Origin of the sequence: Xanthobacter variabilis (assembly GCF_043831965.2) — a bacterium.
Lineage (GTDB): Bacteria > Pseudomonadota > Alphaproteobacteria > Rhizobiales > Xanthobacteraceae > Xanthobacter.
This window is the reverse complement of sequence record NZ_CM195533.1, coordinates 3138972-3163457: the sequence shown is the minus strand read 5'-3', so window position 1 is coordinate 3163457 and position 24486 is coordinate 3138972. Positions and strand designations below refer to the sequence as shown.

General features: G+C 66.6%; 23 protein-coding genes. 10 read left to right on the top strand and 13 right to left on the bottom strand.

All coding sequences use genetic code 11. The features are described 5' to 3' along the window. Positions 1–158: 158 nt before the first annotated feature. Together thiD and V5F26_RS13775 are read left to right on the top strand one after the other, a co-directional pair. On the top strand, positions 159–974 hold the full coding sequence (thiD, locus tag V5F26_RS13780; protein WP_394946195.1) for a bifunctional hydroxymethylpyrimidine kinase/phosphomethylpyrimidine kinase: 816 nt from the start codon (positions 159–161) through the stop codon (positions 972–974). Between the two features lie 80 nt (positions 975–1054). Further along, positions 1055–1669, top strand: coding sequence for a helix-turn-helix domain-containing protein (locus V5F26_RS13775; protein WP_234050300.1), 615 nt, complete (start codon positions 1055–1057; stop codon positions 1667–1669). Positions 1670–1744: 75 nt separating this feature from the next. Here the strand turns inward: V5F26_RS13775 and V5F26_RS13770 are convergent, their stop codons facing one another. Together V5F26_RS13770 and V5F26_RS13765 are read right to left on the bottom strand one after the other, a co-directional pair. After that, complete coding sequence (locus V5F26_RS13770) at positions 1745–2185, bottom strand: DUF1489 family protein (RefSeq protein ID WP_394056963.1); 441 nt, start codon at positions 2183–2185, stop codon at positions 1745–1747. A gap of 59 nt (positions 2186–2244) precedes the next feature. Next, the gene (locus V5F26_RS13765) at positions 2245–3192 is read right to left on the bottom strand and encodes a hypothetical protein (protein ID WP_394946194.1); all 948 of its coding nucleotides are present in this window, start codon (positions 3190–3192) and stop codon (positions 2245–2247) included. A gap of 587 nt (positions 3193–3779) precedes the next feature. On the opposite strand from V5F26_RS13765, the gene V5F26_RS13760 reads away from it, so the two are divergent. Beyond that, the gene (locus tag V5F26_RS13760; protein WP_394056965.1) at positions 3780–4088 is read left to right on the top strand and encodes a DUF3253 domain-containing protein; all 309 of its coding nucleotides are present in this window, start codon (positions 3780–3782) and stop codon (positions 4086–4088) included. 22 nt (positions 4089–4110) lie between these two features. On the opposite strand, the gene V5F26_RS13755 is transcribed toward V5F26_RS13760, so the two are convergent. The 5 genes from V5F26_RS13755 to V5F26_RS13735 all read right to left on the bottom strand — a co-directional run bounded on the left by V5F26_RS13755 (position 4111) and on the right by V5F26_RS13735 (position 8746). Then, a complete protein-coding gene (locus V5F26_RS13755; RefSeq protein WP_234050297.1) occupies positions 4111–4914 on the bottom strand; it encodes a YdcF family protein in 804 nt (267 codons plus the stop codon). A gap of 165 nt (positions 4915–5079) precedes the next feature. Beyond that, the gene (locus V5F26_RS13750; protein WP_234050296.1) at positions 5080–6252 is read right to left on the bottom strand and encodes an isovaleryl-CoA dehydrogenase; all 1173 of its coding nucleotides are present in this window, start codon (positions 6250–6252) and stop codon (positions 5080–5082) included. Positions 6253–6441: 189 nt separating this feature from the next. After that, positions 6442–7476: a GTPase ObgE gene (gene obgE, locus V5F26_RS13745; protein WP_394056966.1), complete on the bottom strand. Its 1035-nt coding sequence runs from the start codon at positions 7474–7476 to the stop codon at positions 6442–6444. 66 nt (positions 7477–7542) lie between these two features. Beyond that, complete coding sequence (locus tag V5F26_RS13740) at positions 7543–8085, bottom strand: DUF1697 domain-containing protein (RefSeq protein WP_394946479.1); 543 nt, start codon at positions 8083–8085, stop codon at positions 7543–7545. A gap of 19 nt (positions 8086–8104) precedes the next feature. Next, positions 8105–8746: a ferritin-like domain-containing protein gene (locus V5F26_RS13735; protein WP_394056968.1), complete on the bottom strand. Its 642-nt coding sequence runs from the start codon at positions 8744–8746 to the stop codon at positions 8105–8107. A 135-nt stretch (positions 8747–8881) separates the two neighbouring features. On the opposite strand from V5F26_RS13735, the gene V5F26_RS13730 reads away from it, so the two are divergent. Next, entirely contained in the window at positions 8882–11059 is a 2178-nt protein-coding gene (locus V5F26_RS13730; RefSeq protein WP_394946193.1) for a primosomal protein N', read from the top strand. A gap of 385 nt (positions 11060–11444) precedes the next feature. On the opposite strand, the gene tgt is transcribed toward V5F26_RS13730, so the two are convergent. The 4 genes from tgt to V5F26_RS13710 all read right to left on the bottom strand — a co-directional run bounded on the left by tgt (position 11445) and on the right by V5F26_RS13710 (position 14980). Then, the gene (gene tgt, locus V5F26_RS13725) at positions 11445–12596 is read right to left on the bottom strand and encodes a tRNA guanosine(34) transglycosylase Tgt (protein ID WP_394946192.1); all 1152 of its coding nucleotides are present in this window, start codon (positions 12594–12596) and stop codon (positions 11445–11447) included. Next, positions 12593–13669: a tRNA preQ1(34) S-adenosylmethionine ribosyltransferase-isomerase QueA gene (gene queA / locus V5F26_RS13720; protein ID WP_394946190.1), complete on the bottom strand. Its 1077-nt coding sequence runs from the start codon at positions 13667–13669 to the stop codon at positions 12593–12595. The genes tgt and queA overlap by 4 nt, the downstream gene beginning before the upstream one ends. A 93-nt stretch (positions 13670–13762) precedes the next feature. After that, the gene (locus V5F26_RS13715; protein WP_234050290.1) at positions 13763–14383 is read right to left on the bottom strand and encodes an exopolysaccharide biosynthesis protein; all 621 of its coding nucleotides are present in this window, start codon (positions 14381–14383) and stop codon (positions 13763–13765) included. 291 nt (positions 14384–14674) lie between these two features. After that, positions 14675–14980 (bottom strand): usg protein, encoded by a 306-nt coding sequence (locus V5F26_RS13710; protein ID WP_234050289.1) that lies wholly within the window; start codon positions 14978–14980, stop codon positions 14675–14677. Positions 14981–15400: 420 nt separating this feature from the next. Here V5F26_RS13710 and groES point away from each other — a divergent pair, with 420 nt between their 5' ends. Beyond that, on the top strand, positions 15401–15715 hold the full coding sequence (gene groES / locus V5F26_RS13705; RefSeq protein WP_234050288.1) for a co-chaperone GroES: 315 nt from the start codon (positions 15401–15403) through the stop codon (positions 15713–15715). Positions 15716–15805: 90 nt separating this feature from the next. Continuing rightward, positions 15806–17437 carry a chaperonin GroEL gene (gene groL / locus V5F26_RS13700; RefSeq protein ID WP_234050287.1) on the top strand — a complete coding sequence of 544 codons (1632 nt, stop codon included), beginning with the start codon at positions 15806–15808 and terminating at the stop codon, positions 17435–17437. A gap of 245 nt (positions 17438–17682) precedes the next feature. Here groL and V5F26_RS13695 read toward each other — a convergent pair whose 3' ends face one another. Further along, positions 17683–18495, bottom strand: a complete 813-nt coding sequence (locus V5F26_RS13695; protein ID WP_394946189.1) for a hypothetical protein — start codon at positions 18493–18495, stop codon at positions 17683–17685. Positions 18496–18625: 130 nt separating this feature from the next. Between V5F26_RS13695 and V5F26_RS13690 the strand changes: the two genes are divergently transcribed. The 4 genes from V5F26_RS13690 to V5F26_RS13675 all read left to right on the top strand — a co-directional run bounded on the left by V5F26_RS13690 (position 18626) and on the right by V5F26_RS13675 (position 23105). Next, positions 18626–19579 (top strand): LysR family transcriptional regulator, encoded by a 954-nt coding sequence (locus V5F26_RS13690; RefSeq protein WP_394946188.1) that lies wholly within the window; start codon positions 18626–18628, stop codon positions 19577–19579. A gap of 101 nt (positions 19580–19680) precedes the next feature. After that, on the top strand, positions 19681–20718 hold the full coding sequence (locus tag V5F26_RS13685; RefSeq protein ID WP_394946187.1) for an isopenicillin N synthase family dioxygenase: 1038 nt from the start codon (positions 19681–19683) through the stop codon (positions 20716–20718). 77 nt (positions 20719–20795) lie between these two features. Further along, positions 20796–21893 (top strand): putative urea ABC transporter substrate-binding protein, encoded by a 1098-nt coding sequence (locus V5F26_RS13680; protein ID WP_394946186.1) that lies wholly within the window; start codon positions 20796–20798, stop codon positions 21891–21893. A gap of 177 nt (positions 21894–22070) precedes the next feature. Beyond that, complete coding sequence (locus V5F26_RS13675) at positions 22071–23105, top strand: Lnb N-terminal periplasmic domain-containing protein (protein ID WP_394946185.1); 1035 nt, start codon at positions 22071–22073, stop codon at positions 23103–23105. Between the two features lie 127 nt (positions 23106–23232). Here the strand turns inward: V5F26_RS13675 and V5F26_RS13670 are convergent, their stop codons facing one another. After that, complete coding sequence (locus V5F26_RS13670; RefSeq protein ID WP_394056982.1) at positions 23233–24315, bottom strand: helix-turn-helix transcriptional regulator; 1083 nt, start codon at positions 24313–24315, stop codon at positions 23233–23235. Between the last annotated feature and the right edge of the window lie 171 nt (positions 24316–24486).

Sequence of the window (24486 nt, the reverse complement as noted above, 5' to 3'; positions counted from 1 at the left end):
ATGCGCCAGCCATCTGCCCGTTTCACGGAATCGCCGCGATGCTCTAGCTTGTTGCGCAGATGGGTTTTCCGCATGCGAACCTGTCGCCTTCGCCCCGGAACGCTCCAGGCCGGCTTCAGCGCCTGCTGGTCCCGCTCATCCCGCCTTGTGAGGTTGCCTTGTCCCATCGCGCGCCGCCCATCGCCCTCACCATTGCCGGGTCCGATTCCAGCGGCGGGGCCGGCATCCAGGCGGATCTCAAGACGTTCTCGGCCCTCGGCGTTTACGGGGCCAGCGTCATCACCGCCCTCACCGCGCAGAACACCCGTGGCGTCACCGGCATTCATGATGTGCCTGACGATTTCATCGGCGCGCAGATGGATGCCGTGTTCAGCGACCTTGCGGTGAAGGCGGTGAAGATCGGAATGCTCTCGCGTCCCGGTACCATCAGGGCCGTGGCCGCCGGGCTCGATCGTCATCATGCCCACCCGGTGGTGCTGGATCCCGTGATGGTCGCCGCGTCGGGCGCGAAGCTGCTTGGGGACGATGCGGTTGAGAGCCTGATCCAGGAGCTTCTGCCCCGCGCCGACCTCATCACCCCCAACCTGCCCGAAGCCGCGGCGCTGCTCGGCACTGCTGCCGCCGAGAGCGAAGCGCAGATGCACGAACAGGCCGAGCGCCTGATGGCCCTGGGCGCCAAGGCGGTGCTCATGAAAGGTGGCCATGCCAGCGGCGCGGAAAGCGTGGATCTGCTGGTGACGGCGGCGCACACGGCGCGCTTCACCTCTCCGCGCCATCACACGCGAAACACCCACGGCACCGGCTGCACCCTGTCGTCGGCCATCGCCGCGCGGCTGGCCCTGGGGGATGATCTTGCCGCAGCCGTGGGGGCGGCGAAGACCTACATCACTGGCGCCATCGCCGCGGCCGACCGCCTGCAGATTGGCTCCGGCCATGGTCCGGTGCACCACTTCTTCGCCCTCTGGCCCGATTGAGCAGGCCTCTTTGTCAGGCGCGGAATCCACGGTATCGTCCGGAACAGCGAACGTGCGTTCGGATGAAAGGATTTCACGCCATGGCAGTGAAGGAGCGGGGGGCCTCCCCCCTCGAATCGGGCGCGCAGGCGATTACCGGCCAGCTGGGCAAGACCATCCAGAGGCTGCGCAAGGCCTACAATCTCTCGCTCTCCGATTTGGCGGAACAGTCCGGCGTGGCCAAGTCCATCATCAGCCAGATTGAGCGCAACGAAACGAATCCCACCCTGGCCACGGTCTGGCGCCTTTCACAGGCGCTCGACATGTCGGTGGAGCGGGTGCTCGCCTCCTCGGACGAGACCCCCATCGTCGAGAAGCTGACGCGGGCGGACACCCCCATTCTCTTGTCCGAGGACGGGCTGTGCCGGCTCTCCATCATCGGCTGGATCAAGACCGTGGAGTGGCTGCAATATTACGATTTCCACGCCGAACCCGGAGGCGAGCTGGATTCCGATGGGCACCAGCGCGGTTCCATCGAATGTCTCACCGTTATGTCCGGGGCGTTGGAAGTGGATGTGGGCGGGGTGGTGGAGAGCGTGAAGGAGGGCGAGACCGTGCGGTATCGCTGCGACCGCCGCCACATCATCCGCAATCGCGGGACAGTGCCGGCGCACGCCTTCATGGTCTGCCTGCTGAAGGCCGCCGTTCTGGACTGAAGCGGCGAACGGGCGCGGTCCTGAGTGCGCCATACGCCTTTCGACAAGGCGGATGACGCTTGGCTCGGTCACGCCCTACAGCAGGCCGAGCTGCTGCAGCTCGCGCCGCATGTCCTCCGGCATGGCCATGGCGCCGTCGCCATCCACGGAGGCGAGGTCCCGCGGCGCCTCGTTGTCCTTCAGGTAGCGCCAGCCCTGGAACGGCCGGGCTGGCCGCGGGCGCACCGGAACGACCTCCTCATCGAGCACCAGCGCACAGCGGCGCACGCCGTCCACATCCACGAACGGCCGCACGTCGAGCAGGCGCTGGCGGGCGGCCACGTCGCCCCGAATGACCCAATAGAGCGAGCCGCCATCCCGCAGTTCGTCGACCCGCGTGGGCACCATGCGCGTCACGTGCACCTGCTCGAAGGGCACGCCCGCGCGCGCGGCATCCGCCCGCCGGTCGGCGATCCAGTTTCGCAGGTCCTCGATGGACGTGGCGCCAACACACAGCTTGATGAGATGAAGAGGCATGCCACGCTTATAGCCCATCGCCGCCCGCTCCGGGGGCCTCGACGCGCAGGGCTGCCCCTTCATTGGGGCGGATCGGGCGCGATGGGCTCAGGCGCGGTATTCGCGGGCCGAGGTGTGGGCCGTGGCACGGCGGGCTGAACTCGCGTGACGGAGGGAATCGCGGGCCGGGCGGGCGGAAGCGGCGCCGCTGCGGTCGGCGCTGGGGGCTCCGCAGGGGCGGCATGTGGCGCGTCAACACTCTCGGTCGCGACCGGTGGCGCGGCTGGTTCCGGTGTCGATGGAGCTTCGCGCGCTGGCGGGGACGGCTCGGCGGCCGGGGTCGTCGGGGGCATGCTTTCCACCGGTGCGGCGGACGTGGGCGCGGTCCACTTCGCCTGATGAGCGGCGTAAAGCGTTTCGAACCGGCGGCCGCTCACGTTGGCCGCAGCCTGCGAGCCCCCGCCGAGCATCCGTGCTGGCGCGCACTGATCGTCGGGGCAAGAGAAATCCTCTCGCAGCACCACGGCCACAAGGCCGAACGGGTCGCGGGCCAAAGGCTGGCGCCAGGTCTCCAGCAGGGCTGCCAGATCCGCCGAGGGCGCCCGCCGCAACAGGTCCTCGCCATCCTTCAGCAGCATCAGGCGCGCGCGCACCAGGGCGCGGGCCGCCGCCACACTCTGCGGGCGGGCGAACACCACCTCCTCGCAGCTCGCGGCCATCTCGGCCAGGGCATCGATGCAGGCCAGGCCGCTGGCCGCCAGAGCGCCGTCAAGCGCGGTCGCGCGCGCGGAAATGCCCTGCTCTTCGGCCTGCAGGGCCTGTTCGTCCAGCTTTCGTTCGTAAAGGAGAATGAGCGCATAGGCCACGACGAGCAGGCCGATCAGGCCCAACACCAGTACGGGCACGCGCAGGCTGTCGGAACGCAGCAGCAAAACGAACACCGCGACCGCCACCGCCAGGGCGGCCCCCAGCACCAGCCAGCCCGGCACGGAGCCGGCGCCACCAGCGGCAAGGGTGAGGGCGTTCATCGCGTCGGCCTCCGGCTCCGCCTCCTTCTGGCCTCAAGGGCAGGAGGCGTCTCCATCATGGCCCGCATGTCGCTTCAGGGCAACGCGGGGAGAACCACCGATGCGACAAGAAAACAAAGCGAATGAGATGCGCCGGGCACCGCTACGGTACCCTGGCGCGGGGATCCGTCGCCGGGAAAGCGCGCGTCAGTTCGCGAGCGCAACGGCAGGCTCAAACCCACCGAAGAGATAGACGACGGTAACACCCAAGAGAAACGCGGTCAGCGCCACGCGCGCCGTACCCCAGCAGGAGCGAGTTCCAGACAGGTGCATGATTGGTCTGATGAGATCCCTGTTTTCGGTGCCCTCTCCAGCCGGAGAAGTCACCGCGATGTCATGGGCTTTAGGATTTTCTCAACCTTGAAACAAGAGGTGACGCGTCGCCTCTCGCCATGCCGCAATGCCACCGCAATCACCCCGAAATCGCCACAATGCCGCGACGCAGCGAGTAACATTATGTTTCAACGCACATTTTCGCCGCTGCGCAGCTGCGGGGCCCCGTAGAGCGGGGGCCTTCTTTTTTTTTGTTTTTCCCCTACCAAGAGGCCATGACTCGCGACTCGTCCCCCCCGACATCCGACGAATCCCGCGCTCCGCGGGGTTTCGACCCAGAGGCTGTTGAGCGCACCATCCTCGATCTGGCGGCCGGCTGCGGCCCGGATCGCACCCTTGCGCCGGCCGATGTGGCCCTTGCCATCGCCCCCGGCGAGCACTGGCAAAGGGCCCTGCCCCAGGTGCGGCGCAGCGCCGTGGCCCTGGCGCAGGCGGGCCGCCTGCTCATCTATCGCAAGGGCAAGGTGATCGATCCGGCGGAGCTGCGCGGCGTCTACCGCCTGGGCCTGCCCCGCAACGATTGAGCTTGAGCCGGGAAGCGACGGCTTAAGGCCCGGGAAACAGGGTGTGCGTCTTGCCGCCGAGATAGTAGGCGACAAGACCCACCCACTCCTTCGCGCCCACGTCGGTGAAATCAAGGCCGCTGGCGGCGCGGGAGAATGGCGCGTTCAGCGCGTTCGGCCCCACGGTGCGGAAATCCACCGGATAGGCCTCCACGGGAAAGTCCACCGCGCGAAAGCACCCCATGGCGCGCGGCATGTGGAATGCGCTGGTTACCAGCAGCCACCGCTCGCCGGGCTGCGGCTTCAACAGCGACTTGGCGAAGGCGGCATTCTCAGCCGTGTTGCGGGACTTCTCCTCAAACTCCACGCGGGCGGGGTCGATGCCCAGAACGCCAAGGCTGCGGCGCATCATCTCCGCTTCCCGCCCCTCCCCCTCCGGCATCAAGGCGCCGCTGCCACCGATGAAGGCGAGCCGCGCCTGCGGAAAGCGCCGCGCCAGATCCGCAAAGGCCAGCACCCGCTCACCGGCCTCGGAAAATGCCGGCTGGCCGCGCGCGAGACCGATCTCCGGCAATTCCGCGCCACCCAAAAGCAGAATTCCAGTGATGGGCTTTCCATCGTCGTGGAACTGCGGAAAACGCTCCTCCAGCGGGGAGAGAATGTGGTTCGCCACCGGCGAGAAGCCGAACACCAAAAGCCCGGCAACGCTCGCCAGCAGCAGCCCCCAGCCCGCGCGGCGCAGGCCGAGAAGCAGCGCCAGGACCGCCACAACCAGAAGGATCACCAGCGCATTGGAGGGCGCGGCCACAAACCACGCCATCTTCGACACAGTGAAGAACGAATCCATGCGCCCGCCCCTTTCAGCGTTTCCGCCCGGAAACACTCCAGCCCAATACCCTCAGGCATAGCCGACCCCTTCGCCCCTGCGAAGGGCGAAGGCGGCGACAAGGCACGGCGATGGGCTCGCCATCAGCTTCCGCGTGACGGCGACCAGTGTTGGCGCGAGGTCAGATCAGGCTGTCTTTTCAAAGAGCTGCCGGCCAATGAGCATGCGGCGGATTTCGCTGGTTCCAGCGCCGATCTCATACAGCTTGGCGTCACGCAGCAGGCGGCCGGTGGGATAATCGTTGATATACCCGTTTCCGCCCAGCGTCTGAATCGCCTCCAGCGCCATCCAGGTCGCCTTCTCGGCGGCGTAGAGAATGGCCCCGGCCGCGTCCTCGCGGGTGGTGGCGCCACGATCGCAGGCCTTGGCCACCGCATAGACGTAGGCACGGGTGGCGTTCATGGTCACATACATGTCTGCAATCTTGCCCTGCATCAGCTGGAAGGTGCCGATGGGCGCGCCGAACTGCTTGCGCTCGTGGACGTAGGGCATCACCACGTCCATGCATGCCTGCATGATGCCGATGGGGCCGGCGGCCAGCACCGCGCGCTCATAGTCCAGGCCGCTCATGAGCACATTGACGCCCTTGCCCACGGCGCCGAGCACGTTCTCCTCCGGCACCTCGCAATCCTCGAACACCAGTTCGCCGGTGTCGGAACCGCGCATGCCCAGCTTGTCCAGCTTCTGGGCGGTGGAGAAGCCCTTGAAGCCCTTCTCGACGATGAAGGCGGTCATGCCACGCGGGCCGGCGGCCGGGTCGGTCTTGGCGTAGACCACCAGGGTCTCAGCGATGGGGCCGTTGGTGATCCACATCTTCGAGCCGTTGAGAATGTAGCGGTCGCCCTTCTTCTCGGCCCGGGTGCGCATGGACACCACGTCCGAGCCGGCGCCGGGCTCCGACATGGCGAGCGCGCCCACATGCTCACCGGTGATGAGCTTGGGCAGATATTTCGCCTTCTGCTCGGCGCTGCCGTTGCGGCGGATCTGGTTGATGCAGAGGTTGGAATGGGCGCCATAGGACAGGCCCACCGAGGCGGAGGCGCGGGAGATCTCCTCCACCGCGATGACATGCTCCAGATAGCCAAGGCCCGAGCCGCCATACTCCTCTTCCACCGTGATGCCGTGCAGGCCGAGCTCGCCAAGCTTGGGCCACAGGTCCCGCGGGAACTGGTTGGTGCGGTCGATCTCGGCGGCGCGGGGGGCAATCTCGGCATCCGAGAAATTGCGCACGGTGTCGCGCAGCATGTCGGCGGTTTCGCCGAGGTCGAAATCGAATCCGGCGGGACTGTTCGGCAGCATGTGTTTCCTCCCTCGCTCCCCGTTCTTGGCGGCGTGCCGATACGGCAAGGCCGGGGGAGTCGCCGCTAGAATAAAACGGTTGTCCGTTTATTCAATGGGGCAAGTGCAAGGGAGATGAAGGACACGTTGGAGGCGGAACGAGACGGGGGCGGGCGGGAGCCACGGCCTGCGCGGTGGCCCCCACCATGCTCAGGGCCGCCAGGCGTCGCGGGGCTCGGCTTCCTTCTCCTCGCCGCGGGCCTCCTCGACGATGGAGAGCAAAGCGCGCAACGCTTCCTGCACCCCCTGGCCCGATTGGGCGGAAAGCAGCAGGGGCGTTTTCTTCGCGGCGCGCTTCAGGCGCTCCTTCTGCTGCTTGAGCAGCTCCGGAGACAAAGCGTCGATCTTGGAGAGGGCGACGATTTCCGGCTTCTCATCGAGCCCGTTGCCATAGGCCGCGAGCTCTTCGCGCACGGTCTTATAGGCCTTGCCCGCGTGTTCGCTGGTGCCGTCCACCAGGTGCAGCAGCGCGCGGCAGCGCTCCACATGGCCCAGGAACCGGTCGCCGATGCCCACGCCCTCATGCGCGCCCTCGATCAGGCCGGGAATGTCCGCCAGCACGAATTCGCGACCGTCCACCCGCACCACGCCGAGACCGGGATGCAGGGTGGTGAAGGGATAATCGGCGATCTTCGGCTTGGCTGCGGTCGTCGCGGCGAGAAACGTTGATTTGCCCGCATTGGGCAGACCCACGAGACCGGCATCGGCAATGAGCTTCAGGCGCAGCCAGATCCACCGCTCCTGGCCTTCCAGGCCCGGATTGGCGCGGCGGGGCGCCTGATTGGTGGAGGTCTTGAACTGGGCATTGCCGAAGCCGCCATTGCCCCCTTCCAAAAGCTTGATGCGCTGGCCCGCCTCCGTGAGGTCCGCGAGCACGGTTTCCTCATCCTCGTCCAGGATCTGGGTGCCGGCCGGCACCTTCAGCACCACGTCGGCGCCCTTGGCGCCGGTGCGGTTGGCGCCCTTGCCGTGGTCGCCCTTCTTGGCCTTGAAATGCTGCTGGTAGCGATAGTCGATCAGCGTGTTGAGGCCGTCCACGCATTCAATCCACACATCGCCCCCGCGTCCGCCGTCCCCGCCGTCGGGGCCGCCGAACTCGATGAACTTTTCGCGCCGAAACGAGACGCAGCCGGCACCGCCGTCGCCCGAGCGCACATAGACCTTGGCTTGATCGAGAAATTTCATGGCCGTCGAGGTAGACGCGCCGCCAGCGGAACGCAAGGGGCGGCGCGCGTTCCTCGCATCACGACATCAAGCGGCGAGGACGGCGGCGATTTTGCGGATGGTGCCCCAATTGCGCCCTGTGCCCACCAGCCCGCCCCGCCCGAACGACAAGCCAGCGGCGAGACGTGAGCGCCCAAGCCCTTTGGGGAACTGGCCATAAAGCACATCGCCCCGCAGTTCGAGCCGCTCCCCGCCGGCGGCCAGAGCCGTCAGCTTCTCCAGGGTCTGCATGCCAGGCGGCTCTTTCAGCAGCATCACGAGAAACGCACTCGGTGCGGCCTCCGCCGCCTCGGCCATGGGGTTTTCCGCCATCAGCCGGGTCCAGGCCGCAGGGCTTCTTACAAAGACATCGGTGGTCAGCCCCGCTTGCGAGGCCAAGGCCAGCTGCAGCCGCGCCTCCAGCTCGGCCCAAGAGCCATCACCGTTCTCGAAGACGAGGTTGCCGGATTGCAATACGGTTTGCGGCGCGCCAAAACCAATCGCGGCGGCGATTTCCCGCAGGTGCGCCATGGGGAGCAGCCCCGCTCCGCCGACATTGACCGCACGCAGAAGAGCGACGTGGCGGCTCATGGCCACGAAGGCGCGCCGCTCACGCGCGCCGTCCGTTGTGACCGGAGAAGATGCGCAGAGCGCCAAGCCCGAGGGCCACCGCGCCCGCCACCGCCAGCATCACCGGAAAGTTGTTCACCCCCGGCGGACCACCCGCGGAAGAACTGCAACGCCGCCCGCCGGCCCCATCTCCGCGTCCCCCGCGAGGCGCCGCGCCGGCGGCGGTGCCGCCCAGGCGGGCCGCAGCGCGCTGAAAGGCGGGGAGATGGCGCGTGCCCGAGGCCGCCTTCAGCTCGCGGAACACGGCCACCGCGTCGGGCGGCATGGGATAGGAGAGGAAGTTGTCATACATGGCCACGTTCTCGATCTCGTCCGCGACGCCGGCGGCGGCACATTCGGCGAGGGTGGCGGGCAGGCGCACCTTGCCGGGCCAATCGTTCACCGGCTCCGGCACGCCATAACGCGCACACAGGCGCGACAGCGCCCGCGCGTGGGCTGCCTCCGAATGCACGATATTGGAGAAGGGCCGCACGGGCCCGAAGCGGCGGATCACCGCGTCATACACCGCCAAAGCGTGCCATTCGTCGTAAAGGCCGATGCGCAGCGCCTGCGCCAGGGGCGGGCGCTGATCGGACGGATCGATGCGGCGGGAGGCGAGAAGGCGCGCGTCGGCATTGCTCATGGCTGTACTCCTTCCCTTAGGTTTACCGCCGGCGGGAGCTCCGATGCACGCGGAAACAGTGCCGCTGCGACTGCACGTCCCAACCGCGGACTTACCCCTTTGACGTTTGCCCGGGGCGCGACCAATAAGACGGCCATGAGCATGTCCACCGTCGATGTCCTGCTGCCCCTCGGCCTCGACACCCCCTATTCCTATCTTCGTCCGGACGGCATGAGCCTGTCGCCGGGCGACCTCGTCCACGTGCCCCTGGGCACGCGCGGCATGATGGGCTGCGTGTGGCCCCGCCGGGGCGAGCCGGCCAAGCCGCTGGACCCGAAGAAGCTGAAGGCGGTGAAGGACAAGCTGCCCTACCCGCCCCTGCCGGATGAACTCCTGAAGCTCATCGACTGGATGGCCGATTACACGCTGGCGCCGCGCGGCATGGTGCTGCGCATGGCGCTGCGCCACGGGGAAACCCCAGGCCCGGCGCGCGAGCGCGTGGGTGTGCGCGCCACCGGCCACAAGCCCGAGCGCATGACCGCCGCCCGCGCCCGCCTGCTGGAATTTCTGGCCGACGGCTTCGTACGCGGCAAATCGGAAGCGGCGCGGGAAGCCGGCGTGTCCCCCTCCGTGGTGGATGGGCTGGTGGATGACGGCGCCCTGGAAGCCCTGGTGCTACCGCCGGAACCCGCCGCATACCCGCCCGACCCCAGCCACGCCGCCCGGCCGCTTTCAGACGTGCAGGGCGAGGCCGCGCGGGTGCTGAAGGACGCGGTAGCCACCCATGCCTTCAGCGTCTTCCTGCTGGACGGCGTCACCGGCTCGGGCAAGACCGAGGTTTATTTCGAAGCGGTAGCGCAGGCGGTGCGCGACGGGCGCCAGGCGCTCATCCTGCTGCCCGAAATCGCCCTCACCCAGGCGTTCCTGGATCGCTTCACCGCCCGTTTTGGCGTGAAGCCGGCGGAATGGCATTCGGCGGTCTCCGCCCGCCGCCGCGCGCGCATTCTGAACGGCGTGGCCTCCGGCGAGGTGAAGGTGGTGGCCGGGGCACGCTCTGCTCTGTTCCTCCCCTTCCACGACCTTGGCCTGATCGTGGTGGATGAGGAGCACGACCCCGCCTACAAGCAGGAAGATGGCGTGTGTTACCACGCGCGGGACATGGCGGTGGTGCGCGCGCGCAACTGCTCCGCGCCCATCGTCCTGGCCTCCGCCACGCCGTCCATCGAGACCGAGGTGAATGCCCGGCGCGGACGCTACCAGCGTCTGGCCCTGCCGGTGCGCTTCGGCGGCGCCAAGGTGCCCGGGCTCACCCCCATCGACCTTCGGCGCGAAGGCCCCCCGCGCGGGCGCTGGATCGCGCCCCGGCTTGAGGGCGAGATCAACGACACCCTCTCGGTCGGTGGGCAGGCGCTGCTGTTCCTGAACCGGCGGGGCTATGCGCCGCTCACCCTCTGCAACGCCTGCGGCCACCGCATGCAGTGCCCCTCCTGCACCGCCTGGCTGGTGGAGCACCGCTTCCGGCGCCGCCTCACCTGCCACCATTGCGGCTACCAGGCGCCCGTGCCCGAATGCTGCCCGCGCTGTGGCGCGAAGGACAGCCTGGTGGCCGTGGGCCCCGGCGTCGAGCGGCTTCAGGAAGAGGTGCAGGCCCTGTTTCCCGCCGCCCGCACGCTGGTGCTCTCCTCCGACCTGCTGGGCGGGGTGGAGCGCATGCGCGCAGAGCTGGACGCGGTGGCGAAGGGCGAGGTGGACGTTGTGGTGGGCACCCAGCTCGTCGCCAAGGGCCACAACTTCCCCGGCCTTGCCTTGGTGGGGGTGGTGGATGCGGATGTGGGCCTTGGCCAGGGCGACCCGCGCGCGGCGGAGCGCACCTTCCAGCTCGTGCATCAGGTGGCCGGCCGCGCCGGGCGGGGCAAGACCGAGGGGCGCGGTTTCATCCAGACCCACATGCCCGAGCATCCGGTGATGCGCGCCCTCGTGACCGGCGACCGCGACGCTTTCTACGACACGGAGATCGCCGCCCGCGAGGAAACCCAGCTTCCCCCCTTTGGGCGCATGGCGGGCATCATCGTTTCAGCCAGCGAGGCCCATGCGGCGGAGGGCCATGCCCGGCGGCTGGCCGCCTGCGCGCCCATTGTTGCGGATGTCCGCATTCTGGGTCCGGCGGAAGCCCCGCTGGCGGTGCTGCGCGGGCGCCACCGCTGGCGGCTGCTGGCGCGCGCGCCCCGCCACGTGGATCTTTCCGCCTATCTGCGCCAATGGCGGGATCTGGCCCCGAAGCCCACCGGCAACGTCAAGGTGGTGATCGACGTCGACCCGCAAAGCTTCCTGTAAGGGCCGGGCCGGCAAGGCGCCCGTTCCCTCTGCCGCTGGCGGATGAGGGAAGGCATGCTTCCCCTAGGAGCTATCGACATTCACTGCGTGTGGCGCGGCTTGAACCTCTGCGCCAGGCGGTCCTGCCCAGCCGTCAGCCTCCCCCGCAAGCGGGAAAGGGAACGAGTCCGGGCAAGCCGTGCCTCTCAAATGTTGATCGGCCCTGGAAAACTCCCGGCTCTTCAGAAGACAGGCCGGGAACGCGCACCGGCCTTTTGAAGCGAACCGCTTTCGGCTTGCGGCCGCCCCCTTCCTGCCCCCTCCCCAGCACGCGGGAGAGGAGTGGAAGCGTAGCGAGCCGCCAGATCGTGGCATCGCCCTGCGGCTTCCCGAATGCGGATGGGCCCTAGCCTTCCCACGCGGGAATGTCGCCGCGCGCCCAGCCGCCCTTCACCTCGGCCACGTAATCGGCATAGCGACCGGCGGCGATGGCCTCGCGGGCGCCCGCCATGAGCTGCTGGTAATAATGAATGTTGGCCCAGGACAACAGCATGCCGCCCAGCATCTCCTCGCACCGCACCAGATGGTGGAGGTAGGCGCGCGAATAATCGCGCAGCGCCGGGCAGTCGCTCTCCTCGTCCAGGGGCCGCGGATCTTCCGCATGGCGCGCATTCTTCAGATTGATGCGGCCGAAGCGGGTGAAGGCCAGAGCATGACGACCCGAGCGGGTGGGCATGACGCAATCGAACATGTCGATGCCGCGCGCCACCGCCTCCAGCAGGTCGTCGGGCGTGCCCACGCCCATGAGATAGCGCGGCTTGGTGATGGGCAGGTGCGGCTCCACCGTCTCGATCATGGCCAGCATCACATCCTGTGGCTCACCCACGGCGAGGCCGCCGATGGAATAGCCGGGGAAGTCCATGTCCGCGAGCGCGGTGGCCGATTCCACCCGCAGCGCCGGCACCGCTCCGCCCTGGACGATGCCGAACAGCGCCCGCCCCTTGGGCTGCGCCTCGAACGCGCGCTTGGAGCGCTCCGCCCAGCGCAGCGACAGGCGCATGGCGCGGGCCGCCTCGTCATCGGTGCAAGGCAGTCGCACGCATTCGTCGAGCTGCATCTGGATGTCCGAGCCCAGCAGGCCTTGGATCTCCACCGCCCGCTCGGGGGTCAGCTCGTAATGGGTGCCGTCCACGTGGGAACGGAAGGTGACACCGTTCTCGCTCATCTTGCGCAGCGAGGACAGGGACATCACCTGAAAGCCGCCAGAATCGGTGAGGATCGGCCCGCCCCAGCCCATGAAGCTGTGCAGCCCCCCGAGCTTGGCCACCCGCTCCGCCCCCGGCCGCAGCATGAGGTGGTAGGTATTGGCCAGCACGATGTCGGCGCCCGCCGCGCGCACCTGATCGAAATAGAGCCCCTTCACGGTCGCCACCGTGCCCACCGGCATGAAGGCCGGCGTGCGGATGGTGCCGCGCGGCGTGAGGATGAAGCCGGTGCGCGCCGCCTTGTCGGTGGCGGAAAGCACGAAGGAAAAGGAGTCGGTGGGCGCGAAGGTCATGGGGCCGCTTGTGGCAGAAGCAGGCAGGCATCGCCATAGGAATAGAAGCGATAGCCATCCGCGATGGCGTGGGCATAAGCGCGTTTCTGCAGCTCGTGCCCCACGAAGGCCGCCACCAGCATCACCAGCGTGGAGCGCGGCAGGTGGAAATTCGTCATCATCGCGCCCACAGCCCGGAACCGGTAGCCGGGTGTGATGAAGATATCGGTCTCGCCCAGGAACGGCCGGATGGTGCCATCCTCACCCGCCGCGCTCTCGATGAGCCGCGTCGGGGTCGAGCCGACGGTGACGATGCGCCCGCCCCGGGCCTTCACCGCATTGAGCACCGCCGCAGTCTCCGCGGAGACCTCCCCCCATTCCGCATGCATGCGGTGGTTGGCCGTGTCGTCCGCCTTCACCGGCAGAAAGGTGCCGGCGCCCACATGCAGCGTGACGGTGACCACCTCCACGCCCCGCGCCTTCACCGCCGCGATAAGCGCCGGGGTGAAATGCAGGCTGGCCGTGGGCGCGGCGACAGAGCCGTCCACGCGGGCGAACACGGTCTGGTAATCGGTGCGGTCGTGCTCATCCTCCGCCCGCCGGGCCGCGATATAGGGCGGAATGGGCATATGCCCCACCTGCGTCAGCGCCGCATCCAGCTCCGGGCCGGAATGGTCGAAGGCAAGGTCCACCTCCCCTTCCCGCCGGACCTCCACCCGCGCTTCCAGCACACCGGCGCCGCCGGCATGGGTGAAGCGGATGACATCCCCCTCGCGCAGGCGCTTGGCGGGCTTGGCGAAGGCGGTCCAGCGGCTCGCGTCCAGCCGCTTCACCAGCGTCGCTTCGATATGCACGGTGCTCGCCCCCTCGCGGGTGCGCGTGCCTTCCAGGGCGGCGGGAATGACGCGGGTGTCGTTCACCACCAGGGCGTCACCGGGCTTCAGAAAGCTCGGCAGGTCGCCCACATGGGCGTCGCTCAGCTCGGGCGCGGCGCCGGGGCGCACCACCAGCAGGCGCGCGGATTCACGCGGCTCGGCGGGGCGCAATGCGATGCGCTCGGGGGGAAGTTCAAAATCGAAGGCGTCGACACGCATGGGGATCGGCAGGTGAGGGAGAGGAGGAAAATGGGAAAGCGGCGTTCCTACAGCGCCGCCGCCGGAACGCAAGGCCGAAGCCGTGGCCCGCGCCTAGAAGATGGCGATGGCGCCTTGCCACACGGCCCAGCTCATCAGCGCCAGGACGAGCACCGCCAGCACGCTGACGCCGAAGCCGGCGAGGATGACGAGACCATCCCGCTCCACCAGCCCCAGCCCGAACACGCACACCGCATAGCCGGGCGGCAGATTGCCGAGGAAGGGAATGGGCAGGAAGGCCAGGATGAGCCCCAGCACCACCACCGTCGCGCCCACAAGCCGGCGCGCCGTGGGGCCGGCGAAACGCTCGTAGCGCGGCCGCGAGATTGCCTCGAAGCGCTGGATCAGCGGGCGCGAGCGGGTGATGATCGTGTCCAGCATGGCGCGCGAGAAGGTGCGGCGGGCGATCACCTCCGGCAGCCACAGCTCCTGCCGCCCCATGGCCATCTGCAGGCCGATCAAGGCCAGGATGATGCCGCAGATCACCGGCACGCCGGGCGGCATGGGAATGCAGTTGGGAATCCCGAAAATCAGGAAAAGGATGCCGAAGGCGCGATTGCGCAGCGCATTCACGAGATCGCCCACGGCCACCCGTTCGCCCTCCTGGGCGGACAGGACGGCGGCGAGCAGTTCGGACGTTCTCGGGGTGCGGTGGTCCAATGCGGCCTCTTCCACGGCGTCTCCCCGACAGTCACGACTTCCTTTGGGGACGCACCTATTAGCACCGAGAAAAGGGCGTTGTCAGGGCACCTTTACCATCTGTCCCCGCGTCTGCGCCCAAGGCCGGGCCGGGCCGGGCACGCGAAAGCTGGCGGAAGTGGCGTACGCATCCAACCCCCGCCGGATACGTACGCCCCTCGCCACCGCCCCCCATTTAGACCATCTTCGCCGCGGAAGGAAAATGTCCGTTCGCGCGTTCCCGCATTTCCGCAGAGGGGTGCCGCCCTCCACGGCACCCACCCCTTCTCAATGCACCACGAACAGGCCGTCCACAGAACGCAGCTCCGCCGGCTTGATGAGGCCGCAATGGGCTACCCGGACCGAATGCAGCCGGCCCTCGATTTCCCGTTCCCAGAACTCCAGGAACCGCTGGAGCTCGGGAAATTTCGGGCACAGATCATACTCCTGCCACAGGAAGCTCTGCAGGACCGAGGGATGGTCCGGCATGCGATAGAGAATTTCGGCCGTGGCCAGGCCATAGCCTTCCATCTGCAACTTGAAGTCGTTGGAAACGCCATTCAGCGATAAATCGGATGCACCCTTGGACGCCATGTGGAAGACCTCCTCACGCAACATCGAATGAACGCTGGCCGGGGGGTGGATCGTGGAGCCTCCGTGTGCCATCTCCCCGCCGACCATGTTTCGATTGTCGGCTCAAGACTGCCGCGACGCCAAGTCCAAAAATTCCATTCCTGTTGTAGAAACAATGCGCTAGCAGCGAGGGTCGGCGACTGCTGACAAAGGGCGCCGCGCACCGGTTCAGGCCGCGCCGCTGGCCGCGCATCCCGGTGGCCCCGCGCAACCCCTTCGCACCGCAGCATTTTCGTGGATGCTGGCACTCTAGATCAGTGAGTGCCAAAAAAGTTGGGCCTCCCCCTTGCGGGAGCTTTTGGCGGCCCCTAGATGGGCCGTGAGCCGGACGAGCACCGTCCGGTGTCTGCAAAATAAGCAACCAATTCGGAGGTTCCCCTCATGGGTTTCCGTCCTCTGCACGACCGCGTTGTTGTGAAGCGCATCGACGCCGAGCAGAAGTCTGCTGGCGGGATTATCATTCCCGACACCGCCAAGGAAAAGCCCCAGCAGGGTGAAGTGATCGCGGTGGGCCCGGGCGCCCGCAATGAGAAGGGCGAGCTCGTCGCCCTCGACGTCAAGGCCGGTGACGTGGTGCTGTTCGGCAAGTGGTCCGGCACCGAAGTGAAGATTGACGGCCAGGATCTCCTCATCATGAAGGAGAGCGACATCCTCGGCGTGATCGAAGGCGCGGCCGGCGCCAAGCAGGCGGCCTGATCCATCCGCCCCGCGGCGGCCCGCGAGGCGCGGGCCCTGCCCCTTTGACCTATTCCGGAACATTCGTCCCAAGCTGAAGGAGCAAGGCACATGGCTGCCAAGGACGTGAAATTCTCCGTCGACGCGCGCGACAAGGTTCTGCGCGGCGTTGATATCCTCGCCAATGCCGTGAAGGTGACCCTGGGCCCCAAGGGCCGCAACGTGGTGATCGAGAAGGCCTTCGGCGCCCCGCGTATCACCAAGGACGGCGTCTCCGTCGCCAAGGAGATCGAGCTCGAGGACAAGTTCGAGAATCTCGGCGCCCAGCTGGTTCGCGAAGTCGCCTCCAAGACCAACGATCTCGCCGGTGACGGCACCACCACCGCGACCGTGCTCGCCCAGGCGATCGTGAAGGAAGGCGCCAAGGCGGTGGCCGCCGGCATGAACCCGATGGACCTGAAGCGCGGCATCGATGTCGCCGTCGAGGCCATCATCAAGGATCTCGCCGCCAACTCCAAGGCCGTGACCTCCAACGAGGAAATCGCGCAGGTCGGCACCATCTCCGCCAATGGCGACACCGAGGTGGGCCAGTTCCTGGCGGAAGCCATGAAGAAGGTCGGCAACGAGGGCGTCATCACCGTCGAGGAAGCCAAGTCCTTCGAGACCGAGCTCGACGTGGTGGAGGGCATGCAGTTCGACCGCGGCTACCTCTCCCCCTACTTCATCACCAACGCCGAGAAGATGCGCGTTGAGTTCGAGGATCCCTACATCCTCATCAACGAGAAGAAGCTGACCGGCCTGCAGGAGCTGCTGCCCGTGCTTGAGGCGGTGGTGCAGTCCGGCAAGCCGCTGCTCATCATCGCCGAGGACGTGGAGGGCGAGGCCCTGGCCACCCTGGTGGTGAACAAGCTGCGCGGCGGCCTGAAGGTCGCGGCCGTGAAGGCCCCCGGCTTCGGTGATCGCCGCAAGGCCATGCTGCAGGATATCGCCATCCTGACCGGCGGCACCGTGATCTCCGACGATCTCGGCATCAAGCTCGACAGCGTGAACCTCTCCATGCTCGGCACCGCCAAGAAGGTGGTGATCGAGAAGGAGAACACCACCATCGTCGACGGCGCCGGCGAAAAGGCTGACATCGAGGCCCGCATCGCCCAGATCCGCGCCCAGATCGAGACCACCACCTCCGACTATGACCGCGAGAAGGCCCAGGAGCGTCTGGCCAAGCTCGCCGGCGGCGTGGCCGTGGTGCGCGTCGGTGGCGCCACCGAGGTCGAGGTGAAGGAGAAGAAGGACCGCGTGGACGACGCCCTGCACGCCACCCGCGCCGCGGTGGAAGAAGGCGTGCTGCCCGGCGGCGGCGTGGCCCTGCTGCGTTCCGTGAAGGTGCTCGAAGGCCTGAAGGTCGACAATGCCGACCAGAAGACCGGCATCGAGATCGTCCGCAAGGCGGTCCAGGCTCCGGCCCGTCAGATCGCCACCAATGCCGGCGATGACGGCTCGGTGGTGGTCGGCAAGATCCTCGAGAACGACACCTACTCCTTCGGCTACAATGCGCAGACCGGCGCCTATGTAGACATGGTGAAGGAAGGCATCATCGACCCCACCAAGGTGGTGCGCACCGCCCTCCAGGATGCGGGCTCGGTCGCCGGCCTCCTCATCACCACCGAGGCGCTCATCGCCGAGCTGCCGAAGAAGAACGCCCCCGCGGCCCCGGCCATGCCGGGCGGCGGGATGGACTTCTGAGGTTAGAACACGCCTCTGGCGCCGCCCGGCCCTCTTCGCGAGAACGCAAACCGGCAAGCCGGTTTGCTCGGGCGGCGGGATGGACTTCTGAGGTTAGAACACGCCTCTGGCGCCGCCCGGCGAACTCTCGCGAAACGCAAACCGGCTTGCCGGTTTGCTCGGGCGGCGGATCAAAAATAGAACGGCCGGGCTTTTGCCCGGCCGTTTTCGTTTCTGGCGTCAGGGTCGGCAGCGGCGCGCAGCGCTCAGCTCGTGGCGGAGCGCAGCTCCGGCATTGGCCAAAGCTGATCGACGTCGCCTTCGCGGCTCGTGATGAGCCAGTCGCGCGCCAACGGGCCGCCGTCCGCATCCTGATCCTCGACACGCAGATGGCGCCCCGCGCGGCCGCCACCGGCCAGGACGAGGTGCTGGCCCTCCTTGAAGGGTAGGCTGGAGCGTTCCACGATCCAGCCTCCGCCGCGCACTGCGCCGAAGGAGATCTCACAATCCAGCAGGTCTTGAGCCACCGTCTCATCGCCGGCCGCGGACACCAGTTCCCAGAGCGGTGTGCCGGTGGGCAGGGGGGCGGCGCGGCCGCGCGCATACATGAAGGCGGTTCCGACCACCACCAGCACCCCCGGCGCGCCGCTAAGCTCATCGCGCAGATGCAGGCCAACCACCGGCGCGGCCTCCACCGGCTCCCGGTGCCAGTGCTCGATATAGGGGATGTCGCGGCCCTCTTCCTTCATCATGCCGTCTTCCAGCCAAAGCCGACCGGCATCGGCCCCCGGCGCGGCGGGCTGGTAATCGAGGAAGCGACGCCACTCAAAGCAATCCCCCGCGCGGGCCAGCACCCCGGCGAAACCCTCCTGGCGGGAGAGCCAGGCCATATGCGTCGCCGTCAGGTCCCGCAGGCAACGAACACCGGCGAAGGAGGGGCGAATATCGCTCTGGCGCAGGTCCGCATAGAGGGTGAGCCCCTGCAGCCAGCGAACTTGGGTCGTGGTGTCCCGGAGCCCGTCCGGATAGGCGAGCAGGGACCGCCGCCACAAACCCCTGAGATCGTCGATGTCGAGCAAGATCCCGCTCCCTTGTTTCTGGGCGGCCAGTATGGGAAGCGCCCCGGGGCCCCGGTAGACGCCTCCGGTCGATATGGGCCATAGAGCTGATCTATCCTGTGCGGCCGAATGCGCGAAAAAGGGTGGAGCGATGCCCAACGACGGACAGAAAGCAAAACCCAGCGCCCGCCGGGAGGAAACGTTCACCCGAAACGTGGACTGGAACCTGTTCCGCACCTTCGTGGAAATTGTGGAATGCGGTGGCATCAGCGCGGCGGCGCGGGCCTTGAACCGGCAGCAGCCCAGCATCAGCGCCGCGCTGCGGCGGCTTGAGAATCATGTGGGCGCGGAGCTTTGCCTGCGCACCGCCAAGGGGGTGGAGCTGACCACCGCCGGCAATGCCTTGCTCGACATCTGCCTGAACCTGCGCCGCCAGGTGAGCCAGATGCCGCTGGAAGTGGCCAAGGCCCACGGCATCGTGGATGGGGTGGTGCCCATCCGCATGATTTCCGACGTGGTCTCACCGGTTCTCGACCTGGCCCTGGGCCGGTTTCACCGCGAGTTCCCGGGGGTGGAACTGCGGCTGGACGTGGCGCCCTGGCGCTCTGTGCTGCGCGCGCTGCTGGCGGGAGACGCGGAAATCGGCATCACCTGCGACAGCGCACCGACGCTGGACCTGCAATATGTGCCGCTGATGCGGGAGACCCAGCAGCTTTATTGCGGGCCCGGCCACCCCCGCGCCGGAGATGCCCCGCTCCACCCCTCCGCCTTCCGGGATGAGCCCTTCATTCTCACCGGCGATGACGAGCCCGATGAGCTCGGCTATTTCCGCCGCCGCTATGGCCTGGGGGCGCGGGAATCCGGCTTTGCCGAAAACCTTGCAGAGGTGCGGCGGCTGATCCAGCTTGGTGTCGGCATTGGCTTTCTGCCGACAGACGTGGCAGCGGCCGCACCCATGGCGGGCCTCTGGCCGTTGCTGCCGGACGAGATGCTGCCGAGCTACGACGTCTATGTTGTCGCCCGCCCCTCCCAGGAACTGAGCACGCCCGCCCGCATCCTCTTCAACCACCTGCGAGGAGCCGCCGAAGACACCGCTTCCGCATAGACGAGATCTATGGGACGCATCAACCGACAGCGCCTTCTCGCACTTGCGGCATGGCGCCATCCTGTTCGGGTCGAAAGCGGCATCCGAGCAGGAGCATGAGCATGCCTACCGATTTCACATCGATCCCCCTTGTCGATATGAGCGGGCTGCGCTCCGACGATGCAGCAGAGCGCACGCGGGTCGCCCGCGAGCTGGGTGAAGCGGCGCGCACGGTGGGCTTCGTCTACCTCACCGGCCACGGCATTCCCCAGCAGAAGTTCGACGCCGTGCTGGCCATGGCCAAGACTTTCTTCAGCCTGCCACTGGCTGAGAAGATGAAGGTCTATATCGGTAACTCCACCAACCATCGCGGCTATGTGCCCGAGGGCGAGGAAGTCTTCTACGGCGCCACGAAAGACCTGAAGGAGGCCTACGACCTCTCCATCGACCTGCCGGCCGACGACGCGGAATACCGGGCCGGCAATCCACTGGTGGGCCCCAACCAGTGGCCGGACGTGCCCGGGTTTCGGGAGGTGGTGCAGGACTATTACAACTCCACCTTCGAGGTTGGCCGCCTGCTCCTGCGCGGCTTTTGCACGGCCATGGAAGAGGCGCCGGATCGGTTCGAGGCGGTTCTGAAGCGCCCGCCGAGCCAGCTGCGCATGATCCACTACCCCTTTAATCCAGAGGCCAAGGACGTGGTCGGCATCGGCGCCCACACGGACTATGAGCTGTTCACCCTGCTCCACGCCACCACGCCGGGGCTGGAGGTGCTGAATGGCGCGGGCGTGTGGATCGACGCGCCGCCGGTGCCCGGCGCGTATGTGGTGAATATTGGCGACATGCTGGAGATCCTCACCAACGGCGCCTTCATCGCCACATCGCACCGGGTGCGCAAGGTGAGCGAGGAGCGCTATTCCTTTCCCCTCTTCTTCACCCTCGACTACGACACCCGCATCGATCCCCTGCCCCGTTTCGTGAGCGCGGAAAACCCGGCACGGCCGGGCCTGGTGGCGGGTGAGCACCTGTTCGCGCAGACCGCACAGACCTTCACTTATCTCAAGAAGCGGCTGGCGGAAGGCAAGATCGCGCTCCCGGAAGGCTCTCAGGGCCTGTCCTCGTTCGGGCAGGAGGCCCGCCAAAAGGTCGATGCCGGCTGAACCGGCGCGAAACGCGGCCTCCGGGCGGGTCCATCCGGCCGGAGCAAAAGACGTCAAAAAATCCAGAGGGTTCAAACATGAATGTCACGCTTCATCGCGGCAAGCGCCTGTTGGCGCGCGCCGGCAAGGCCCTTCTCGCCCCCGCTTTGGCTCTCGCGCTCGTGCACGCGCCGGCCGAGGCCGCCCCGAAAAAGGATTTCAAGGTCGCCTGGTCCATCTATACCGGCTACATGCCCTGGGCCTATGCGGAGCATTCTGGTATCCTGAAGAAATGGGGCGACAAATACGGCATCATAATCAAGGCCGTGCAATTCAATGACTATGTGGAGTCGGTCAACCAGTATACTTCGGGCGATTTCGACGCCGTCGCCAACACCGCCATCGACACTTTGACCATCCCCGCCGTGGGTGGTGTCGACAGCACGATCCTGATCCTGGGCGACTATACCAACGGCAACGACGCCATTTTCATGAAGGGCGATGGCAAGGCCATGAAGGACCTGAAGGGACAAAGCGTCCATCTGGTCCAGTATTCGGTCTCCCACTACATGCTCTGGCTGGCGCTGCAGAAAGCCGGGCTGAAGATGGATGACGTGAAGACATCCAATATCTCCGACGCCGATTTCGTCGCCGCCTTCCAGCAGCCGGAGGTGCAGAACATCGTGGCGTGGAACCCGGCCACCAGCCAGATCAAGACCATGCCTCACGTCTCGATGGTGTTCAACTCGGCTGAGATCCCCGGCGAGGTGCTGGATGTGGTGACCGCGAAAACCGTGGTGCTGAAGGAGAATCCGAACTTCGGCAAGGCCCTCGTGGGCGCCTGGTTCGAGGCCGTTGGCGTGCTCTCCGGCAACGATGCGAAGGCCAAGGAAGCGCGCGCCTTCATGGCGTCAGCCTCCGGCACCACTCCGGAGGACTTCGACGGCCAGGTGAAGACCACCTATTTTTATGATGCCGCCGAGGCCGCCGCCGTGCTCCGCGGCGCGCAGATGGCGCAGATGGCCGGCAAGCTCCAGCAGTTCAGCTTTGAGAACGGGCTGCTGGGCGCCAATGCCAAGAGCAAGGACGCGGTGGGCATCGCCCTGCCCGACGGCACGGTTATCGGCGACGCCGGCAACGTGAAGCTGCGCTTTGACGACACCTATCTGAAGATGGCGCGCGACAAGGCCCTGTGAAACCCTAGCACGCCCCGCCCGCAGGCGGCGCGGGGCGTGCTTCTCGCTCCATCCGGCGTAAGCTGGCAGCGCAATCGAAAATGCGGGATGGCGATTGATCCGGCCCCGCCGGCAAGCCCTTTTGTTGTATAGCGAGCCTGAAGCAGTGTTGCGGAAGGCTTGGCGATGATGATGAGGTTGACGGGTGCGCTCCGGCGCGCCCTTGCCGTCGTGGCGGCGGTCGTGATCGCCGCATTCGGCCTCTATCTCGGCCTCGCCATCCATTATTGGATCCCTTGGGCCCCGGCGGTGCGACAGGCGGGCAGCATCCTCTTCCCGCTCCTGGTCTGGTCCCTGTGGTTCATTCCCGGCCGAGGGCGCAGGCTGCGCCGGGGGCTGGCGGTGTGCGCTGTCGGAGCCCTGTTCACGGCATTTGTGCTGAAGGAGCCGGCGGAACAGGATTGGGTCGCCCTCCAGGCCCACAATCCCACGGCGCAGATTGAGGGCGACACGGTCACCATCCACAATTTCCGCGACGCGCTCCACCGCCGTGGGGAGCCCTCCGTGCCGCGCTGGACGACGGCCACCTTTGACCTGTCCACCCTCACCGGAGCCGACCTCATCATCCAGCCCTTCGGCGACATGAAGGCGCTGGCGCACGTGATGCTCTCCTTCCAGTTCGCGGATGGGCGGCACGTGGTGGTGTCCATCGAGGCGAGGCAGGCCAAGGGCGGTAGCTTCGATGCGCTGGCCGGCTTCTTCCGGCGCGATCCCATTTATCCCGAGATCGGCACCGAGCGTGACCTCATCTGGAACCGCTTCGCGCGCACGCCGCCCGACGAGGTGCAGATCTATCCCATCCACGCCAACACCGCCGCCGTCCGGCTTTATTTCGAGCGCCTGCTCGACTTCATCAATCGAGTGGATGCACGGCCGATCTTCTATTCGACCTTGCGCGAGAGCTGCATGACCACGCTCATGAACCTCGCGCCCGAGAGCTTCGCCTCGGTTCCCTGGCACGACATCCGCCGATGGATTCCGGGCTACTCGCTGAGCTTGTTCCAGCAGCTTGGCCTTGTCGATGACGGCTTGGCGCCGGAGGAGCTGGCGCGGCGCCACGGCCTACGCGATGGCGTCCCCTCGCCCGAGAAATTCCCCTCCGATGCGGCATGGAGCGCCCACCTGCGCTCTGAAATCCGCCTCGGCGGACTGGCCCGGGAGCTACAGAAGTGAAAGCAGCGCCCAGCCCGCCAGGGATCCCCCCCTCGCGGACCTGTGCCAGAGTTTGCGGACGGCTCTCACCGCGCGAAAGGCGTCCAGCGCGAGCCCTGATCGACAGCATGAAGCCGAAACAGCCGAGCTAACGCACAGCACCGAGGAGCGCCCCAACCTCCGCTTGTCGGTTGACGCCCAGTTTGTGGAAGATCGACCGAATGTGCGTCCGCACCGTTTCATACGAGATCGCGCGCATACGCGCGATTTCCCTCGCGCCTTCACCCCGTGCCAGAAGGAGGGCGATGGCCGCTTCGGTCGGGGTTAAGCCGAAGGCCTGTTGAATGACACCCGTGTCCGGCTGCGAGCGCGCATCAAGATCATCGATGACGGCCATTCCCCGCGCCAGAGAGAAATAATCCCTCATAAATCCATAGATTTGTTGAAATCGAAGAATAAGGGGCCGTTTTCCCTCCCGGGTTACGCGCACGGCCTGCGCCGCGGTCAAGGCATTTGGGAGCCTCGTCACCGCTTGAACAAGACGCTGCAATGCGCGTGTTTCCATTGGCAGCCTGGCTTTCAATTCGCCCTTTGAGACTTGAAGCTCGGACCCAATCACGGCCTCGGCGGCCGCGTTCATTTTGATCACCCGCCCGCTTCGGTCGAAAAAGATGGCGCCAAGCTTCATCCGCTCGAAAGCCTCGCCCAAGCCATCAAGCCTTGCTTCAGATAACGACCTCGCCACCGATGATGCTAGCGTAAATCTTTCCGATAGGCCCGCCAGCGCTCGCGCCTCCTCAGGCATGTAGGGTCCGCGCGCCCTTCCACGATGCAGGGCGCAGCACACGCGCTCCGCGCCCACCTGAAAGCAGGAAAGCGCAGCGTACTGAAGCTTATAACTATTTGAGAATCTAAAATATTCGTTCTCGTATTCATCATTCGACATAAAATCGCTGTCGATCACAATACTATTCGGCCTGAGGATTGGAATTGCCTTTGATCTGTAATCCCTCTCAGCCCACCCGTCCCTGAAATACTCCTCGATACCCCGAGACAAGCTTTCCGTGTGCGGGACGTCCGGTGTCCGTCCATCGATGGGCATGAAGTTGACGCCGTCCGCTCCCGTCGCCGCCATCAGGTGATCGAGCGTCGGAACCCAACCCGCCGGGCCGATGGCGGCATGCAGAAGTTCATCCAGGACGAGGTTCAAACGGGAGAGATCGACTTGCATCACGCCCCACCGGATCCGGACCACCAGGCCGCGAGAGCTAAAGATTCAAGCTCAGCTTAAATAACGGATAACCTCAATATTCCTTTTGGGCAACGGGCGATGCACGCCCTGGTCGTGCCGTACCAAAGGAAGCGCCAGGCCATGACGCGCCGGGCCTTCGGAAAACAACGG

What these genes read in the sequence shown, in the direction of transcription:
- V5F26_RS13775 (WP_234050300.1), top strand. Translation starts at nt 1,055, where the DNA reads ATGGCAGTGAAGGAGCGGGGGGCCTCCCCCCTCGAATCGGGCGCGCAG.
- V5F26_RS13770 (WP_394056963.1), bottom strand. Translation starts at nt 2,185, where the DNA reads ATGCCTCTTCATCTCATCAAGCTGTGTGTTGGCGCCACGTCCATCGAG.
- V5F26_RS13765 (WP_394946194.1), bottom strand. Translation starts at nt 3,192, where the DNA reads ATGAACGCCCTCACCCTTGCCGCTGGTGGCGCCGGCTCCGTGCCGGGC.
- V5F26_RS13760 (WP_394056965.1), top strand. Translation starts at nt 3,780, where the DNA reads ATGACTCGCGACTCGTCCCCCCCGACATCCGACGAATCCCGCGCTCCG.
- V5F26_RS13755 (WP_234050297.1), bottom strand. Translation starts at nt 4,914, where the DNA reads ATGGATTCGTTCTTCACTGTGTCGAAGATGGCGTGGTTTGTGGCCGCG.
- V5F26_RS13750 (WP_234050296.1), bottom strand. Translation starts at nt 6,252, where the DNA reads ATGCTGCCGAACAGTCCCGCCGGATTCGATTTCGACCTCGGCGAAACC.
- obgE (WP_394056966.1), bottom strand. Translation starts at nt 7,476, where the DNA reads ATGAAATTTCTCGATCAAGCCAAGGTCTATGTGCGCTCGGGCGACGGC.
- V5F26_RS13740 (WP_394946479.1), bottom strand. Translation starts at nt 8,085, where the DNA reads ATGAGCCGCCACGTCGCTCTTCTGCGTGCGGTCAATGTCGGCGGAGCG.
- V5F26_RS13735 (WP_394056968.1), bottom strand. Translation starts at nt 8,746, where the DNA reads ATGAGCAATGCCGACGCGCGCCTTCTCGCCTCCCGCCGCATCGATCCG.
- V5F26_RS13730 (WP_394946193.1), top strand. Translation starts at nt 8,882, where the DNA reads ATGAGCATGTCCACCGTCGATGTCCTGCTGCCCCTCGGCCTCGACACC.
- tgt (WP_394946192.1), bottom strand. Translation starts at nt 12,596, where the DNA reads ATGACCTTCGCGCCCACCGACTCCTTTTCCTTCGTGCTTTCCGCCACC.
- queA (WP_394946190.1), bottom strand. Translation starts at nt 13,669, where the DNA reads ATGCGTGTCGACGCCTTCGATTTTGAACTTCCCCCCGAGCGCATCGCA.
- V5F26_RS13710 (WP_234050289.1), bottom strand. Translation starts at nt 14,980, where the DNA reads ATGGCGTCCAAGGGTGCATCCGATTTATCGCTGAATGGCGTTTCCAAC.
- groES (WP_234050288.1), top strand. Translation starts at nt 15,401, where the DNA reads ATGGGTTTCCGTCCTCTGCACGACCGCGTTGTTGTGAAGCGCATCGAC.
- groL (WP_234050287.1), top strand. Translation starts at nt 15,806, where the DNA reads ATGGCTGCCAAGGACGTGAAATTCTCCGTCGACGCGCGCGACAAGGTT.
- V5F26_RS13690 (WP_394946188.1), top strand. Translation starts at nt 18,626, where the DNA reads ATGCCCAACGACGGACAGAAAGCAAAACCCAGCGCCCGCCGGGAGGAA.
- V5F26_RS13685 (WP_394946187.1), top strand. Translation starts at nt 19,681, where the DNA reads ATGCCTACCGATTTCACATCGATCCCCCTTGTCGATATGAGCGGGCTG.
- V5F26_RS13680 (WP_394946186.1), top strand. Translation starts at nt 20,796, where the DNA reads ATGAATGTCACGCTTCATCGCGGCAAGCGCCTGTTGGCGCGCGCCGGC.
- V5F26_RS13670 (WP_394056982.1), bottom strand. Translation starts at nt 24,315, where the DNA reads ATGCAAGTCGATCTCTCCCGTTTGAACCTCGTCCTGGATGAACTTCTG.